Origin of the sequence: Gordonia sp. ALPHA1B1, assembly GCF_005502615.1 — a bacterium.
GTDB classification, from domain to species: Bacteria; Actinomycetota; Actinomycetes; order Mycobacteriales; family Mycobacteriaceae; genus Gordonia; species Gordonia hongkongensis.
Map to the genome: position 1 here is coordinate 1 of NZ_SCOC01000058.1, position 17,395 is coordinate 17,395.

12 protein-coding genes and 1 pseudogene are annotated in these 17,395 nt (G+C 60.8%); 4 read left to right on the forward strand and 9 right to left on the reverse strand.

Going from position 1 to position 17,395, the window contains the following annotated elements; translation table 11 throughout:
• Positions 1–208 precede the first annotated feature (208 nt).
• Positions 209–1,507 (forward strand): IS21 family transposase, encoded by a 1,299-nt coding sequence (gene istA, locus FFS52_RS22410; RefSeq protein ID WP_165629285.1) that lies wholly within the window; start codon positions 209–211, stop codon positions 1,505–1,507.
• A gap of 6 nt (positions 1,508–1,513) precedes the next feature.
• Positions 1,514–2,278 carry an IS21-like element helper ATPase IstB gene (gene istB, locus FFS52_RS22415; RefSeq protein ID WP_004021756.1) on the forward strand — a complete coding sequence of 255 codons (765 nt, stop codon included), beginning with the start codon at positions 1,514–1,516 and terminating at the stop codon, positions 2,276–2,278.
• Between the two features lie 56 nt (positions 2,279–2,334).
• Here istB and FFS52_RS22420 read toward each other — a convergent pair.
• From FFS52_RS22420 to FFS52_RS22465, 9 genes and pseudogenes are all read right to left on the reverse strand, one after another.
• Positions 2,335–2,841 (reverse strand): annotated as a pseudogene (locus FFS52_RS22420) (transposase); the annotation flags it as partial.
• 243 nt (positions 2,842–3,084) lie between these two features.
• Complete coding sequence (locus FFS52_RS22430) at positions 3,085–6,126, reverse strand: MMPL family transporter (protein WP_033206569.1); 3,042 nt, start codon at positions 6,124–6,126, stop codon at positions 3,085–3,087.
• A gap of 86 nt (positions 6,127–6,212) precedes the next feature.
• Positions 6,213–6,839 (reverse strand): TetR/AcrR family transcriptional regulator, encoded by a 627-nt coding sequence (locus FFS52_RS22435; RefSeq protein WP_004021759.1) that lies wholly within the window; start codon positions 6,837–6,839, stop codon positions 6,213–6,215.
• 300 nt (positions 6,840–7,139) lie between these two features.
• The gene (locus tag FFS52_RS22440; RefSeq protein ID WP_004021760.1) at positions 7,140–7,892 is read right to left on the reverse strand and encodes a TetR/AcrR family transcriptional regulator; all 753 of its coding nucleotides are present in this window, start codon (positions 7,890–7,892) and stop codon (positions 7,140–7,142) included.
• Positions 7,893–7,977: 85 nt separating this feature from the next.
• Positions 7,978–8,883 carry an alpha/beta hydrolase gene (locus FFS52_RS22445; protein WP_004021761.1) on the reverse strand — a complete coding sequence of 302 codons (906 nt, stop codon included), beginning with the start codon at positions 8,881–8,883 and terminating at the stop codon, positions 7,978–7,980.
• Complete coding sequence (locus tag FFS52_RS22450) at positions 8,873–9,946, reverse strand: ferredoxin--NADP reductase (RefSeq protein WP_004021762.1); 1,074 nt, start codon at positions 9,944–9,946, stop codon at positions 8,873–8,875. The genes FFS52_RS22445 and FFS52_RS22450 overlap by 11 nt, the downstream gene beginning before the upstream one ends.
• Positions 9,943–10,812 carry an SDR family NAD(P)-dependent oxidoreductase gene (locus FFS52_RS22455; RefSeq protein ID WP_004021763.1) on the reverse strand — a complete coding sequence of 290 codons (870 nt, stop codon included), beginning with the start codon at positions 10,810–10,812 and terminating at the stop codon, positions 9,943–9,945. Before FFS52_RS22455 ends, FFS52_RS22450 begins: the two co-directional genes overlap by 4 nt.
• A gap of 47 nt (positions 10,813–10,859) precedes the next feature.
• Positions 10,860–12,380: an NAD(P)/FAD-dependent oxidoreductase gene (locus tag FFS52_RS22460; protein WP_004021764.1), complete on the reverse strand. Its 1,521-nt coding sequence runs from the start codon at positions 12,378–12,380 to the stop codon at positions 10,860–10,862.
• A 161-nt stretch (positions 12,381–12,541) separates the two neighbouring features.
• Positions 12,542–13,510, reverse strand: a complete 969-nt coding sequence (locus FFS52_RS22465) for a diiron oxygenase (RefSeq protein WP_004021765.1) — start codon at positions 13,508–13,510, stop codon at positions 12,542–12,544.
• Between the two features lie 133 nt (positions 13,511–13,643).
• Between FFS52_RS22465 and FFS52_RS22470 the strand changes: the two genes are divergently transcribed.
• Positions 13,644–13,982 (forward strand): DUF4873 domain-containing protein, encoded by a 339-nt coding sequence (locus FFS52_RS22470; protein WP_004021766.1) that lies wholly within the window; start codon positions 13,644–13,646, stop codon positions 13,980–13,982.
• Positions 13,983–14,064: 82 nt separating this feature from the next.
• On the forward strand, positions 14,065–17,097 hold the full coding sequence (locus FFS52_RS22475) for an RND family transporter (RefSeq protein WP_014928953.1): 3,033 nt from the start codon (positions 14,065–14,067) through the stop codon (positions 17,095–17,097).
• Positions 17,098–17,395 lie beyond the last annotated feature (298 nt).

Genomic DNA, 17,395 nt, shown 5'->3' on the forward strand with positions numbered 1-17,395 from the left:
AGTACGAGAGCGCCTACTGGTCGACCCACACCGTCACCAGCTACCGTGAGAACCCGGTCCCCGCAAACGCTGGAACCAACTAACCGAGCCTCCAGCAAACCCGGGGCGATTCAGTGTCTTTCGATACCGACGCACCGTATGTTGACGACGCCTGAAAACTGACCCCCTGACGACGGGTGAATTTTGACCCCCCCGTCTTGTTAGGAGGGTGATTTCAGTGGAGCAATGGGCAGAGATCCGCCGTTTGCATCGCAGTGAGGGTGTGCCGATCAGGGAGATCGCGCGCCGGTTGGGGGTGGCCCGCAACACCGTTCGTGCGGCGTTGGCTTCGGATACCGCGCCGAAGTACTCGCGGCCGGCGACGGGCTCGGCGGTCGACGCGTTCGAACCGCAGATCCGGGCGTTGCTGCGGGAGTATCCGACGATGCCGGCGACGGTGATCGCCGAGCGGGTTGGGTGGACGAGGTCGTTGACGGTCCTCAAAGACCGGGTCCGGGCTATTCGTCCAGAGTTTCGTGGGGTAGATCCAGCCGATCGGGTGATCTATCAGCCCGGCGGCTGTTCACAGTGGGATTTGTGGTTTCCGGACTACCGAATCCCTCTGAGCCACAATCAGTTCGCCATGCTACCGGTGTTGGTGATGACGTTGGCGTTCTCCCGGTACCGGTCGGCGGTGATGATCCCGTCTCGCCAGGGCGGAGACATCCTGACGGGAATGTGGCTGCTGCTGTCGCAACTGGGCGGGGTGACCCGCAAACTGGTGTGGGACCGCGAAGCCGCGATCGGCCCCAAGGGCACACCCACCGCGTTGGCGGCCGGCTTCGTGGGCACGTTGGGTACGCGGCTGGAGCTGGCGCCACCGCGAGACCCCGAGTACAAGGGCATGGTCGAACGCAACAACCGGTTCTTCGAGAGCTCGTTCCTGCCGGGCCGCCAGTTCAGCTCACCGGCCGATTTCACCGCCCAGTTCGATCGGTGGCTGGCCGATCATGCCAACACCCGAGTGGTGCGCGCGATCGGTGATCGACGCCCGTGTGACGTGTTCGCCGAGGACCTCGAGCAGATGACCGGCCTACCTCCGACCGCACCGCATATCGGCTTGAGTAGCCGGGTGCGACTCGGTCGCGACTACTACGTACGTGTAGCCGGCAATGACTATTCGGTGCACCCGTCGGTGATCGGTCGGTTCGTCGACATCACTGCCGACCTGCAGCAGGTGCGCATCCTCTGCGGCGAGGTCACCGTCGCCGACCACGCGCGCAGCTGGGCCAACCACGTCACCATCGCCGACCCTCAGCACGTGCGAGCAGCCAAAGAACTGCGCCGCGATTACCGCCGCCAAGACCTCGCCAACCGGGCCCGAAACGCCGCCCGCATCCGCGCCCACCCTGATGGCCACGAGGTGCCGATCCGGGCGTTACCGGACTACGACGAGCTGTTCGGGGTGAACTTTGCCACCCCGCCCCAAGCTCACCCGCCCACCACATCCACCAGCATTGAAAGGTGAAAGACTGTGTCCGACAATCAAACAGGTAAACAGATCGAGTTCGCGGCGCGGGCGTTGAAGATGCCAGCGATCCGCCGATGCTGGGCGGAATTGGCCGAGCGGGCCCGCACCGACAACTGGACCCACGAGCAGTACCTCGCAGCGATTCTTGACCGCCAGGTCAGCGAACGCGAAGCCAACGGCACCATGCTGCGGATCAGCGGCGCGCGCTTCCCTGCGGTCAAAACACTCGAGGACTTCAACTTCGACCACCTTCCAGGACTGCGTCGTGATGTGATCGCCCACCTGGCCACCAGCACCTGGATCGCCAAGAGCGACAACGTGATCCTTCTCGGACCACCCGGGGTGGGAAAAACCCACCTCGCGATCGCGCTCGGGATCAAAGCCGCACACAACGCCTACCCCGTGCTCTTCGACACCGCCACCGGATGGGCCACCCGCCTGACCGAGGCACACACCACCGGCCGCCTGGCCGCCGAACTCAAACGGCTCCGCCGCTACCGACTGATCATCATCGACGAGATCGGCTACCTCCCATTCGACTCCGACACCGCCAACCTGTTCTTCCAACTCATTGCCAGTCGCTACGAACAAGGCTCGATTCTGATCACCTCGAACATGCCATTCGGCCGTTGGGGCGAAGTCTTCGCCGACGACGTCGTCGCCGCCGCACTCATCGACCGCCTCGTCCATCACGCCGAGGTCATCGCTATCGACGGCGACTCCTACCGCACCAAAGCCCGACGAGAACTCGTCAACACCGACCAGTAACCACACCAAAGGGGGTCAAAATTCAACCGTCGATAAGGGGTCAGTTTTCAGCCGCCGTTGACACCGTAGACATCGGCGAAATGCGCTGAGATCTCGCCGGTTGTGAGGCCTTTGGCATACAGCGACAGCACTACCCGATCCACATCGGTGACGCGACGTTTGCTCTTACCGACAATTACCGGGTCGAAGGTGGCGTTGCGGTCGCGGGGCACCTCGATGGGCACCTGCCCGCACGCGTCGGTCAGGACCCGTTTCGTGCGCGTGCCGTTGCGTGAATTGCCGGTGTTGCGGCCGGCCACGTCATGTTTGTCATAGCCAAGATGTTCGGTCATCTCTTCATCGAGCGCGGCTTCGAGCACGCTCTTGGTCAGCGCTTTGAGCAGCCCGTCAGGACCGGTCAGAGCCACTCCCTGAGCGCGTGAGCTACGTACCAGATCGCTCACCAAAGCCTGCTCGGCCTTCGAGAGCTCACGCACCGCATCCGCGGTGGTGACATCGTGTTCCTGACCGGTCTGAACCGGCCCTGCCACCGGGGCATCCACGCCCCCGATTGTGTCGGTCATCGTCGTGATTCCTCCTGCCCCACGCCGGGGGCGATCAAAACCACTTACACCGAATCAGCGACAGTCCCCAACGCCGCGACGGGCCCTCCTGCGAGTTCTACCAGCGTCAACGACGCGAGGGGCGCTCGCACGTGGGTCGGGTGTGGTGCCGCGGCCGACCGTCGAGCGGGTGTCAGTCGATGAGGTGGGCGCGATGGCTGGATGACTGGCGGGGCCGGTCAGATCTCGGCACGTGCGTGCGTACTAGCGGGACGCTGGATGCGTGTCGGTTCGGGTACTCGGCCACCAGCTTGCTCTGCCGACAAGTGTGGCGATGGTCGGCACGACGATGGTGCGGACGATGAAGGTGTCGAGCAGCAGGCCGATGCCGATGATGAGTCCGACCTGGGTCATGATCGAGATGGATCCGGCCATGAGTCCGAACATGCTGGCAGCGAAGATGAGGCCGGCCGAGGTGATGACTGATCCGGTGTTGGTGACGGTTCTCAGGACGCCGATGCGGATGTTGTTTTGGGATTCTTCGCGTAGGCGAGAGATGAGAAGCATGTTGTAGTCGGCGCCGACCGCGACGAGGACTATGAAGGCCAGTAGTGGTACGGGCCAGGCGATGTCGGTTTTGAGGATGTGTTGAAAGATCAGGACGCCGATACCCAGTGCCGCGGTGTAGTTGAGTATGACGGTGCCCAGAAGGTATAGCGGCGCGATGAGTGCTCGGAGTAGGAGTATCAGGATCAGGCCGACGATGGTGAGGGTGGCCAACGCTAGGAGTCGGAAGTCTTCGGTGAGTAGACGTTGCAGATCGGCGTTGATGGCGGGGAACCCGGCTGTCGCGATGTTGGAGTCCTGCAGGGTTGTGTTCGGTCTGGCGGCGAGTGCGACATCGGTGATTGTGTCGGCCAGTTGCATGGCCTCGGTGCTGTAGGGGTCGAAGCTGGTTTGTATTGCGTAGCGCACGGTATGGCCGTCGGGCGAGACGAACTGGCGAGCGACGTCGACGAAACGGCGGTCTGCGTTGGCCTGAGGTGGGAGGTAGAAGCCGGTTGCTGAGTTTGTTCCGGCGGTCTCGCGGGCGGAGGTTTGTAGTTGTGTGGCTAGCGCGGCCATCCCGGCGAGTTGTTGAAGGTTGCTGTCGATCAGCGCGGATACACCGGCGGCGAGTTGGCGTGATCCCGCCGCGAGTTGACTGATACCTGTTTGCAGTTGGGTGAGCTTGCCGGGAAGGTCTTGGCTGCTGATGCTTCCCAGCGTGGAGCCCAGTGAGTTGACGGTGGAAGTGAGTTGGTCGGTGACTGTTGAGATCGGTGTATCCAGCTGCGCGAGTTGTGTTGACAGCGTGGCGATCTGGTCGAGGGTCCCGTTGCTCAGTAGGGCGTCGAGATTGCGGGTCTGCGCGCGCAGAGCTGCGCACTGCGGGACTTGGGTGCACCAGGGCGCATTATCGAGGATGGGCAGGATCGAGGTCACTGTTGCCAGGGCTGCAGATGTTTGGCGGGTGAGCGCGGCCAGCTGTGGGGCATTCTGAGAAGCGCGATCGAGCGCTGGTGCAGATGCGGCGAGTTGGCGTAGTAGTGGCTGGTACTGCTGAATTTGCTGCCCGGCTGTGCTTGCCTGATCGAGGATGCCGGCCAGGGGGGCCAAGTTGGTGCGTACCTGGGTGTCGAGCTGAGTAAGCCCGTCGGCGAGTTGGAATGCGCCTGTACGGAGCTGTTCGAGGTCACCGCGGCGGTTCTGGCCATCGTCGACCGCACCCGCCAGCCGGTTCCCGATCTGGCCGTTCTGCCAGGACAGCTCGGCTTGCTCGAGCTTGTCCCCGGTGGGACGGGTAACGCCGATGACTCGAGTCACTCCGGGGATCTGGGATACACGTGAGGCCATTTGCTCAAGATCGGCCAGCCCGCTGGCAGTACGGAGATCGATCGGTGCATCTACGACGAGGAACTCGGTGATAGTGACGTCTTGAGGGAAATGACGGTCGAGCAACGCGTAGCCTTCGTTGCTGTCGGTTGTCGCGGGTTGCCCCTCACGATCGTCGAAGGTGATCTGGATGCCCGTCGCGAAGACGCTAAGCACGATTAGCCCGACCAGGGTTAGTGCCAGCAGCGGCACAGGACGCCGCACGACGAGCACGGCGACGCGATTCCAGTACTTTCGGGTCAGATCTCGCCTGGGTGCGCCCCAGCCGAATCGTGCCGCCCACAGCAACACCGGTGGTAGCAGGGTGACCGTGGCGAGGAATCCGATGAGGATGGCGATCGCGCATGCCGGACCCAAGGTGGAGAACACGCTCAGCTGACCAAAGACCATCGCCAAAAAGGCCAGCGCCACCGTGGCAGCTGAAGCCAGGATGACCCGTCCGATAGTTGCTGTCGCGTCCACGAGCGCAACCTCGGTGGTGGCGTCCTGGCGTAGCCGTTCGTGATAGCGACTGATGAAGAAGACTGAGTAGTCGACCCCGGCTCCGAGCAGGATGACGGTCATGAACGCGACGGTGAACTGCGATACCGGCATACCGAGTTCGCCGAGTGCGGACAAGATGCCACGGCCCACGCCGAGGCTGACACCGATCACCAACAACGGCACCAGCGCGGTGAACAGCGATCGGTAAACGATCAACAGAATGATCGCGATAAGCGCCACCGTCGCCAGAGTGATCACGACTAAATCGCTTTCAGCACTGACGATCTGGTCACTGAAAGTGGCTGTCGGCCCGGTGACATGGACAGTGGTGCCCGTACCGTCAAACACGCGCTGCGCGGTTTGGCGCACGGTCTCCACAGCATGCGTGGCCGTTGGCCCTCCCAATGTTCCGGTGACCCCGACAGGCAGGTACCAGGCTTGCCCGTCCTCACTCAAGGCTTGGCCGGCCGTCGTCGGATCGGAAAGCAAATCCCGCACTGACTGCACATCGTCGAAATTTTCGCGCAGCTGCAGAACGAGCATGTCGTAGCGTTCCCGCGCCACGTCGGTGAACCCGTTCGGGTTCTCCATGGTCACGAAAACAGTGGTCTTGGCGCCCTTCTCACCGAACGCACCACCCATCTGATCGAGTGCTTGAAACGATGGAACCCCAGCAGGGATCGGATCAACAGACTGCTGCCGCACCACCGTCTCCAGCTGGGGAAACAGAATCGCCAAGACGATACCCACAGCCACCCACGCCCCGATGACGAGGAATCTGTGCGCCAAGGTGAACCGTGCCAACCGCCCCAATGTCGTGCTGTACTCGCTGCGTTCCGCCAACCGGCGCGCCGCCAAGCGCCCACCACTTGGACGTTGGACCACCATATGCAGCACCTCACCCTCGACCCAGCCCGTCTACGAAACCGACGGTATCGTTACGGTACTAGCAGTACCGTAGATGGGGAAGGAGGTCAGGAGGTTTGGTGTCGCCGGTGGGCCATGAGGAAATCGTCGACAAGCTGTTCGAGATCGCCAACGGTCATCGACCGAATGCCCGTGAGCTTGGCAAAGATCAGCGGGCCCGCGAGCTGGGTGACAGCCATGGTCAAATCGAAGTTGTCGAGCTCAGCCGTGGCCACGTCACTCGTCAAAACTCGATCGAATGGTTCTCGATACTGCTCGACGACTCGACGACGCAGTGGCGCGAGCGCGTTCTGATCCCCGTCGGATTGCCCGGATTGCCGGGGCTGCTCGGGAAGCATTGCCAACCATGCCAGCGTCGTCAACTGCAGCGGTGCATGCTCAATAAGCTCAGCCTGCCGCTGCATCAGCTTCAGCAGGTCATCACGGATCGACGTCGTCGTCTCGGGGGTCTCGGCCTGAGGCAACAATCGCTCGAAGGCAGCCGCCACCAGATCTGTGGAGCTCTCGAAGTGACGATACAAGGTGGTGCGAGCAACACGAGACAGTCGAGTGACCGCCTCCACGGTAACGGCTTCGACCCCGCCACTGTTCAGCAAGGTCACCGCAGCATCCAACAAACGCTGACGCGACCGAACCCGCCTCGGGTCAACATCGTCGAAATCGATGGTTTCCACCCTGGCCACTCCCTACGAAACCAAATCAAGAACCTCTGACTGCACACCAATACCGTCGGTAACAGAACGAAACTGCCAGTGGCGGTACCGATGGAAGGCTCGAGGGGGGCCTTATGAGTGCCGCCACGACTGTGGCACTGTCGTCAACAGTACCGTCTGTAGCGCTCCGCTACTAAGATGAGCGGCGACCAAGGATGATCCCCCATGACAGCCAGCAGTCAGGATTGTGAAATGCGCTCCGTTTGTGTGAGCAGTTCTGCCGCGTGCGTGACACAGGGCGGACCACCCGTACGAAGGGGATCAGACGGCGTCGAGGCGAGTGGCGAATCCAGGGTCGCCTAAGGGCCTGTCCCTATGGAATCGAACGCCTACTGTGGCTGCAGCGCCGTCTATGATCCCCCACGAGGTCTGGCACAGGTGCGCGGCAAACATGTCCCTGCTCATTCCATTCTGCCGACCGTGATCGATCCACCACTGGGTCGCTGATAGGCCAGCCCCCAGAATGGAGGCTACTGCTACGGCGACGGGGGACTCCTCGGCATCGACCTCTCGGAGGCCACGAGCGAACTCGTCGGAAATAATCTCCATTGCCGATCTCAGCTGATCTGCGGCCCCACCCTCGCCGGACTCAGAGTACTGGAACATGTGGTTCGTCATGAGGAAACGGACGACCGCTGGATGTTCATCAACCAAGGATACGTATGCGGACACCGCTGAACGGAAAAGTTCGTCGACGGTGCTGTCTGCCTGTCCGGAGAGCAGAGTTGACTGCGCTGACTCCCACATCATAGAACCCAGACGGGCTGCCACGGCGGAGTAGAGCCCAGCCCTGTCACCGAAATGGCGGTAGAGCTTAGGCTTCGACGCACCAGCCTCTTCCGCAAAATCGTCCATGCTCACGGCATCGCCGAACTTTTCGATCGCGCGTATCGCTGCATCGACGAGTTCAGCTTTGACGACGGCGCGGTGGTCGTCCCAGCGCGTGCTTCGAGCGTCGCGCACACGTCGCTGCACTTTCACCGGGGCCGCGGAGATGCGACGGACTACAGACATGACCTCCTACGTTATCAGGATGGCTGACTTGTCGCGCCAGTGACGCACTAGCCAGTGAACATGGGTTGGGTCGACGAGACCCGCGTCAGGCGGATTTGTCTAATCTGGCCACGGCTGAATTGAAGTCTTCGACGGCCTCTAGGTTGGACATGTGACCGACTTTGTCAAGAAGAGTGAATTCAAATAGAACGCCCTTCCGACCCAGGCGCGCTGCGAGATCCACTGAATGGGTCGCTGGGGTCAGTCTGTCGGCATCACCTACGATGACCGTCGCCGGCACCTCCAGCGAGTCAACCCCCTTACTGACGTCGATTGTCGCCAACACTGAACCCCACATCCCGCGCACCTGTGGTGGGCATCGCAACACGATGTCGGCGCACTCGTCGACTACCTCGGCAGTCGCGCCCGGGCCCAGGGTTCCGTAACGAATCAGGCGGCGAGACAAACGCGTCCCCTGCATCTCGGGTCCGGCGACTGCAAGACTGGCCGCGAAGGCCCGCTCAAGTCTCGGTCGTAGCTGTCGGGGAACCTTGAGCAATGTAGACCGATCCACCAACTGTGATGGCCCGGTGCTTGCCAGTACTACTCCGCGGGCCAGCTCCGAAACCGAGGCGGGGTACTCAGCCGCCCAACTCATGATGGACATGCCTCCCATGCTGTGTCCGACCACGACAGCCTTGTCGGCGGGAGTCGCCACTGCCCGGACTACGGCCTCCATATCATCGGCCAAGAGCTTCGCCGAGAACGGTACCCGGCCCCGGTCGCTCAACCCGTGTCCGCGTTGGTCGTAGACCACCACCCGATGCGTCGCCGCGAACTGCTCGACCTGCGGACGCCAGAAACGTCCCTGACAAGCCCAGCCGTGACTAAAGACTAGGAGCGGAGCATCCCGGCCCGGACCGAATTCCTGAGCGAACAACTTGGTCCCGTCGGAGGAAAGGACCTCGAGGTCACGCGATCCTCGCGACGCACTCGCAAACTCAGAGGTCATCGAAGCTCACCGTGACAGAATCCGTCAGCGGAAGTGCCTGGCATGCGAGCCGTTCACCGTCGGCAACATCACCCTCAACGAGGATGTGGTTCTGGGCCATTTCTACATCACCCTCGACCAGCTTGCATACACACGCGCTGCAGGCTCCTTCTCGGCAGGAGTACGGGGCATTGTGGCCTTGGGCCAGTAGCACGTCGAGCAACGGCGTGTTGCGCGGCCACTCAGTCGTGATGGACTGCCCATTCAGATAGACCGTAGCGGTCGCCACACCGTCGTCGTCACCAAGCTGACGCATCGTGGCTGTATCGAACGGATCCCCGGTCAGTGACTGGAAGACTTCTCGATGTACCGAGGAGTGCTCGACACCGCAGGCCTCCGCCGACTTCTGCACCAGATCCATGAACGGCGCCGGACCACAGGTGAAGATCTGTGCACCGCGGTGCTCACGTATGGCGGACTCGACATTCTGAGGCGTCGGAATACCCATAGCCGACTCCAACCAATGGAAGACGGTGAAACGCTCAGGAAACTCGGAGACGATCTGCGTCAGTTGCCCCCCGTACATGATCGACTCGGCATCGCGGTTCGCGTAGAATAGTGTGACCTCGCCCCCGCCGCACACAAGTGCCGACTTAATCAGCGAAAAGACCGGAGTGATCCCACTTCCTCCTGCGAAGAATAGAAAATCAACGTCGAGATTCTTCGCCGTGAAATGCCCTGACGGCGGGAGGACGGTCAATTCCATTCCCGTAATCGCGTTATCGCACAGCCAGTTCGATGCGTAACCGTTCTCGGTCCGCTTGATGCCGATCTCGAGACGGAAGTCGTCGACGTGAGGCGAGCTGCTCAATGAGTAGCACCGTGCGACATGACCGGTCCGATCAGATGGGATCTTGACGGTGATGAATTGCCCTGGGGTATGCTTGAATTCCTCGACCATGGCGTCGGGGATTTCGAACGAAATGGTAACGGAGTCTTTCGTTTCCTGGATCACTTCCGAGACGGTTAAGGTGCGTGAGCGGGCCGCCGCGGCAGCCGGACGTGAATCGGGTTCGACGGTCACTTGAGGATCCCCTGTCTACGTGCGACCGCGTAACCCGCTCGTGTCAGTGGCGCCGCGATGTCCTGGTAGCGGGGACCGATCACCCGTGCCACGAAGTCGAAACCGCGGGCGTCCGCACCGATCAGCACTCGCGCTCTCTTCTTGTCCATACCTTTGAGGATTGTCGCCGCTGCTTTATCCGGGGTGCTTCGTGCGATCCTGTCGAACAGCGAGGCGACAGTCGCGGTGTCTGCCCCCATGGCGGAAACGCCTCGGGCATTGTTGACGATGTTGGTTTTTACACCCCCCGGGTGCACACATGTCACTGTGACCGGGTATCGACTGATTTTCATCTCCTGTCGGAGCGCCTCGGTGAAGCCTCTGACGCCGAATTTCGCGGCATTATAGGCGCTTTGGCTGGGGATTCCGATCAAGCCGAAGACGCTCGACGTGTTAATGAGATGTCCGTCCCCGGACGCGATCAGGTGAGGCAGAAACGCCTTCGACCCGTTAACGACTCCGCCAAAGTTGATGCCCATGAGCCAGTCGAAGTCTTCCCAGCTCATGTCGACCACGTCGACGCCCAAGGCCACGCCGGCGTTGTTGAACACCATGTCGACGTGGCCCGACTCTGACCGCACTCCGTCGGCATAGTCCTGAAAAGCAGCGCGGTCCGCAACGTCTAGTACGGCGGCGGTTACCGTTGCCCCATGCGTGGTGCGGCAAAGTTCTGCAGTCTCCTTCAAGTGCATCTCATCAATGTCGGACAGTGCCAGTGCGGCACCTCGCTCCGCCAACTGGAGTGCCAGAGACCGACCGATCCCTGACGCGGCACCGGTGATCACTGCCACCTTGCCGGTATAGTCATGCCGATTAGAACTGCTCACCGTCGTCCCACCATCTCTTCGAATCGTGTCTCTCCGTGCGTTCGGGCTCAGGCGATGTCGTACTCGGCGGGCTCGAAATCTTTCGTGGCGCGCCAGTACTGCCATGTGAAGCCCGGCCACACGGTCCGGTTGACGCCCTGCGAGTCGAGATACCAACTCGTGCAGCCGCCGTTGGTCCACACTCCCTTGGCCAGCTTCCGCTGGATGTCGGTGTTGAACTGTTCTTGCACGGACGGGCGTACGTCAACCTTCTCAGCGCCTCGGCTTTCTACTGTGTCGATGGCCTTCATGATGTATTTGATCTGTTGCTCGATCATGAACACCACTGAGTTGTGGCCGAGGCCCGTGTTGGGTCCGAGGAGGAAAAACAGGTTGGGAAAACCCTCGGTCGTGATGCCCAGGTGCGTGTTAATCCCCGTCTGATGCCAGTGGGACGGGAGATCCTCGCCAGTGGCACCTTTCAGGGCGAGCTGATCGAAACCATCAGTCACGTGAAAACCGGTCGCATAAATTATAACGTCCACGAGATGCTCGACACCGTCTGAAGAAATGATGGAATCAGCGGTCACCTTCTCAATCCGATCGCTGATGACAGTGGTGTTAGGTGCCGCAAGCGCCGGGTAATAGTCGTTTGACCCCAGAATCCGCTTACAGCCGATACGATACGACGGGGTCAGTTTCTTGCGCAATGCCGGATCAGAGATGGAGCGTTCAATGTTCCACCGAGCGACCTTTTCAATTGGCCGCATGAGGTTAGAGTGACCGTTGAGGCCGAAGGCCAGGCTCTCCGCACCCCAGTACACCGACCACCTGGCGATACGACGTGCAATCGGGAGTTTACTCAGAAGAGTCCGCAGGGCCGGCGGAACGGAGAAATTCTTGCGGGGTAGGACCCAGGCAGGGGTTCGCTGGAAGACCTTGAGGGACATGGCCTCCTTCTGCACGAAAGGTACAAACTGGATAGCGCTGGCACCAGTGCCGATCACGGCGACACGCTTGCCCTCCAGATCCACCGAATGATCCCACTGTGCGGAGTGAAACGCTTCGCCTTTAAAGTCCTCAATCCCCGAAATTTCGGGAAAATTGGGGATATGCAGCGCACCGACTCCTGACACCACGAACTGAGCAATGTACTCACGTCCGGACTCAGTACGCAGGTGCCACCGCGACTCCGACTCGCTCCAGTATCCAGAAACCAACTTCTGACCGAAATGAATCTTTTGTGTCACGCCACGCTTATCCGCGACATCCTGTAGATACCGCTCAATTTCTGGCTGTGACGACCACACCTTCGACCAGCTACCTCGACTCTCGAATGAGTACGAGTACATCAGCGACGGAACGTCACATGCACAGCCCGGATAGGTATTGTCGCGCCAGGTCCCACCGACGGAGCTTGCCTTCTCCAGAATCAGAAAATCGCTATACCCGCGACGTCTAAGCTGCGCGGCCATCCCGAGACCAGAGAACCCGCTTCCAATAATCAGAATCTTGGTCGAAATCGGGTCGTTGGTTGAATCCGTCTTGGCGGTTGCGCGCGAGGCGCGCCGGGTAGTCGATGATGCCATGTTTATGCTTTCTCCCTCGTAGGTTGGATCGCACAACACATCACCTGCGCACAGTGGCGGCAGGTGATCTGTTGAGGCGGAAGTGATCGCGAAGCCATCGAGAATGCTCCGCACAGGTCTAACTGATGTCGATCACGACGGCTCGGCCGCGTGAACGGAGATCAGCGAAGATCGTCGGGAAGGCTCCGCGTCGCACGCCACATGGCCATTGTGAACTTGCCTTCCAACATTCCCGCCTCATGGAAGAACCGAATCATGGGCTCCGACATAAATTGCAGGTTGGTCCGATAGTTTGGGCTGGTCTGCTGCGCCCACACGCCACGCCAGCGACTAATTCCCACTGCGGGGTACACTTTCGGATTAATGAGCAGCGGGTACGCCAGGTTCGCGATGACGGCAAGCACCCCTCGGTGCCAAGCGCGCGTCGCCTTACGACGACGCTGCATGCCTTCGATCATCTCCAGTCGCGCAAAGGTAATGTGACGGGCTTCCTCAAGGACGTGGATCTTCATGAGCTGGCGAAGCTGAGGCTGCATACTGGGGTCGTTCATCGCCTCGCGCTGGGCGCGGTCCAGGATTTCCTCGATCAACAGCGTAGCTCCAGACACCGACGGCCCGAGAGGGACGAAATGCAGGATCTTCGCGAAGCTCAAGAAGCCCTTAGGAAGCTTGTAGGGGGGCACGCCCGTCTTGTTGATGAGGCGCGCGAACATAGTGGAATGGCGGGACTCATCGCCGATCTCTGTCAACGCGTATAGAGACTTCTGATCGGTTAAAGCCCCCTTCGCCGACATGCGCAGAAGCGCTGAACTCAACAGATTCTCTGCGTAGATGCCGAAACTGAGGATGCTCACGATCTCATGGCGCCCCAACTCGCGACGCTGCTCCTCAGTCATCTTGTCCCACAGCCTGGTGCCGTATAGCGACACTCGATGCTCTGGCAGAAAGCACTTGCCTTCCTCCCAGGGCGACTCCCAGTCGATGTCGATCTCCGCGTCGTAGAACTTCTCCGCGGAAGACCGCAGCAATCGACCCGCAGATCGTTCCATGTCGACGGGCTTACGCCCGTTCACCCGAGCCATGCCCTCCTTCGAAAAGTCGGGGTTCATCTGGACATCCTGCACGGTCATGTCTTCTCCTCGGTCGTTCAAGGCTGGGAGTCGGGGCCTGGCGCCCAGTACCCATTACTCATAGTATCTGGTACTGCTAGTATCCACGAACTGCGATATTTGTCAACGCTCAGTGCGAAGAAGGTAGGACTGCATGTCTGACGACCATGACCTCGACTACTCCGGCGAAGGAACCCTGGTGTGCCGCGGGGCGGAGATCCATGTCGAAGCGAAGATCAAAGGCTATTTCCAGCCGCTGAACGGCCTGTACACCTGGTATGGCCGGATTCAGAAGAATGATGAGCTCGACGGGCTCCTGAAAGGCGCCCGCGCGATCGCTGTATTTACGACCCCCGAGGGCCGAGCGGAGTGTGTCGTCGGGGATCCCGACTTCTGGGGCCGATACCGCATCTCAGGCAAGAGCACTCCGCCATACCACCTGCCCACCACTCTCGAGGAAGTCGAGAACATGGTCGAGCACCACCACAAGTGACAACCATCCACCGCCGCACGGACATTCGCGAAACGGGTCCGCACGATTGGGTCGCCCACTTCAGGTCGAGAGGATATTGCACATGGTGAGTTCGTCTCCCATTCGAACCCGCCCGTCGAGAGGGGGCGAGAAACTCGGCGAGTACAGTCCGACCCTTGAGCGGGTTGCATGGTTTACCCTCCGCCGCAAGGGAATTGTGACGCTGGTCTGGCTCGGCGCCGCCATCGGCTTAGGCCTTCTCTTTCCTCAACTGGAGTCAGTGATACGGGAACAATCTGTGGATCCGATCCCGGCCGGAGTCCCGTCTTTTCAGACCTTGGACCGTATGGGTGCATCTTTCGACGAGCGCGGCGCCAAGACCACAGTATTCGTTGTGATGGAGAACAGTGCAGGCCTGTCCGACAACACCCGCGATCGATATCACGTGCTTGTCGACACCCTGCGGGCGGACGACAGGCACGTCATCGCTGTCCGGGACCTGCTGAGCGATCCCCTCACCGCAAGTCAGGCTCTCAGCAAAGACAAGCAAGCCTGGTATCTGCCCGTGGGAGTGGCCGGCACACTCGGGGGACCCGATACCGCGGAGGCGGTCGCAGCGGTGCGTGAGATCGCTGAGAGTATCTTTCGTGACAGTGGGACGACAGTCCGTGTGACAGGCCCGCCCGCGACCTTTAGCGACCAACTCGCCGTGGGCGAGTCGGATCTGGTCCTGATCACTGTTGCCACCGTGCTGCTGATCGCCGTGATCCTCCTGATCGTCTATCGTTCGGTCTTCACCGCGCTGATGCCGCTGCTTGTCGTGGGCATGAGCTTGGCTGTGGGTCGCGGAGTTCTATCTGGACTGGGCGAGCTGGGCATGCCGGTATCCCAGTTCACGTCAATGTTCATGACCGTCATCATCTTTGGTGCCGGAGTTGACTATTCGGTGTTCCTCATCAGCCGCTATCATGAAGGTATTCGAGCGGGTTACTCTCCTGATGTCGCTATCGCCCACGCGAATGCAACTATCGGCCGCGTGGTTCTAGCGTCGGCGGGCACTGTGGCCCTAGCGTTCCTGGCTATGGCCTTCGCCAAGCTCAGTGTGTTTAACACTTTGGGTCCGGCCTGCGCAATCGCCATAGCTTTCGCATTCTTGGCGACGGTGACATTGCTGCCCCTCGTACTCTCTTTCGCTGCCAAGAAAGGCGCCGGCCTTCCCCGCCGTGACCTGACGCGGGATTACTGGAGAAGAGTCGGAGTCATGGTTATCCGGCGGCCGGTCCCTCTGCTCGCGATCAGTGTGGTCGTGTTGATCGGCCTCGCCATGGTCGCCGCAACAATTCAGATCACCTACGACGATCGCGAGGGGCAGCCACCTGACACAGGGAGCAACGAAGGATACGCGCTTCTCAACCGCCACTTCCCGAAAGACATCATCATCTCAGAATTCTTGGTGGTGGAGTCCGAGAACGACATGCGCACGGCTCAAGGCCTTGCCGACCTCGACCAGCTAGCCTCCCGCGTCGCGCAGATTCCCGGCGTGACCAGGGTCATTGGCGTGACGCGGCCGACCGGTGAGAAGCTAGAGCAGGCGCAATTATCTTGGCAGAATGATCAGATCGGTACCAAGATCACCGAGGAGACCGGTGATGGACAGGCCCGCAAGGGTGATCTGGCCGTCCTGAAGACGGGGTCAGAGCAGCTCGCCGGAGGCCTGGCACTGTTAGAAGACCAGATATCCTCCAACCTCGCTCCGCTGTCGGGGTTGCTCGACGAGGTGTCGTCATTTGGCCCGCAGCTCGACGAGTATCGGCCGCTTGTGAACCAACTGGCGAACGCTGCCCCAAGGCTTAGACAGTTTTCCAAGCAAGCGCCCGAGCTGTCTCAACTCGCACGTCGGGCCCAGTCTGCGGCAGATGCGGTCGCGCCGGCGTTGTCCGCGTTAGACAATCCGTGGTGCCAGCAGATCGCGCAGTGCTCGGCACTGCGCGCGCAAATGGCCGACATCCGGGCACTCGCGGATGATCAGTCGCTTGGGAGGGTGGCTGACTTTGCCGCGCAGCTCGGCCGCGTGAGTGCGCCAGGCTCGACCAACATTGCACAGCTGCAGCGTTCTCTTCAAACGCTGGATTCTGCACTACAAGCCATCGGCGGACAGGACCTCGGGAACAGGCTCTCGCAACTCGAATCCGGCGTCGGCGCACTTGCCGACGGCGCGCGTCAGTTGTCGAACGGAGTCGGTGCTCTGGTGGACAGCAACCTTCAGCTACTCAGTGGACTGGCACAGGTCGCCGCACAGCTTCGGGCTCCCGCACGGGAGGTCGGCGATTCTGACTCGGCAACCGGCTTCTATCTCCCCGCGGATGCGTTCAAGGACCAGCAGTTCAGTCAGGTCGCTCGACAGTTCATCTCGTCCGACGGGAAAACCGTGCGCTATGCGGTACAGACCGCCTACGACCCATACTCTGCCGATGCAATGACGCTGGCGAACGAGCTGTCCAGCGTCGCCGAGAACGCGATGCCGAACACCACTCTGGAGGGCGGACGTGCTTCTGTTGCGGGCTTTCCTGCGATCAATGCCGACGTCCAGCGACTGTTGTCGTACGATTTCAAACTGCTCGGCATAGCCACCCTTCTCATCGTGGGTCTGATCCTGATGCTGCTGTTGCGGGCCGTCGTTGCACCTGTCTATCTCCTTGCAACCGTCGTCTTGAACTACATGGCGGCTCTCGGTATTGGTGTGCTCGTACTTCAACACATCCTCGGTGCCGGGATCGCCTGGCCCGTGCCACTGGTGTCGTTCATTGTCTTGGTGGCGGTGGGCGCCGACTACAACATGCTGCTGGTGTCACGGCTGAGAGAGGAAACGAGGTGGAGCGTGCGGGTCGGCGTAATGCGTACCGTCGCTTACACCGGGTCGGTCATCACCTCGGCTGGGTTGATATTCGCGGCCAGCATGTTTGGGCTGATGGTCGGGTCCATCGATGTGATGGTGCAAATCGGGTTCATCATCGGTGTCGGTTTGCTGCTCGACACGTTCCTGGTGCGGACCTTAGTAGTCCCGGCGCTAGCGGTGCTGCTGGGCACTGCGAGCTGGTGGCCGGGTGACATCGACCGTTTCCGGCTCGCCCCTTGACCATCGCAAAAGTCACGCGGACGGACCCATGGGGATCTGACAAGCGTCGGTCGCTGAATATCCCGACCATTCCGTCAACAGGTAGGAGGGGCATAAGCATGACGCAGCACCGTCGCCCGTGATAGATGAGTTGCGTCCTAATTCAAACGCTAGCTGCACTGACCTTGGTACGCGGCTGGCTGGTGGTTGAACCGCCCCGGGTCTGTCGGAGGCTCTCGAACCTGTGAAGGATGGAGAGCATGGCAGCACCACGCAAGTACAGTGAGGAACTCAAGGACCGGGCCACCCGGATGGCATG

Coding starts and splice junctions, on each gene's coding strand:
- FFS52_RS22445 (WP_004021761.1), bottom strand. CDS start 8,883: ATGACCTCTGAGTTTGCGAGTGCGTCGCGAGGATCGCGTGACCTCGAG.
- FFS52_RS22465 (WP_004021765.1), bottom strand. CDS start 13,510: ATGACCGTGCAGGATGTCCAGATGAACCCCGACTTTTCGAAGGAGGGC.
- FFS52_RS22475 (WP_014928953.1), top strand. CDS start 14,065: ATGGTGAGTTCGTCTCCCATTCGAACCCGCCCGTCGAGAGGGGGCGAG.
- FFS52_RS22460 (WP_004021764.1), bottom strand. CDS start 12,380: ATGGCATCATCGACTACCCGGCGCGCCTCGCGCGCAACCGCCAAGACG.
- FFS52_RS22430 (WP_033206569.1), bottom strand. CDS start 6,126: ATGGTGGTCCAACGTCCAAGTGGTGGGCGCTTGGCGGCGCGCCGGTTG.
- FFS52_RS22440 (WP_004021760.1), bottom strand. CDS start 7,892: ATGTCTGTAGTCCGTCGCATCTCCGCGGCCCCGGTGAAAGTGCAGCGA.
- FFS52_RS22470 (WP_004021766.1), top strand. CDS start 13,644: ATGTCTGACGACCATGACCTCGACTACTCCGGCGAAGGAACCCTGGTG.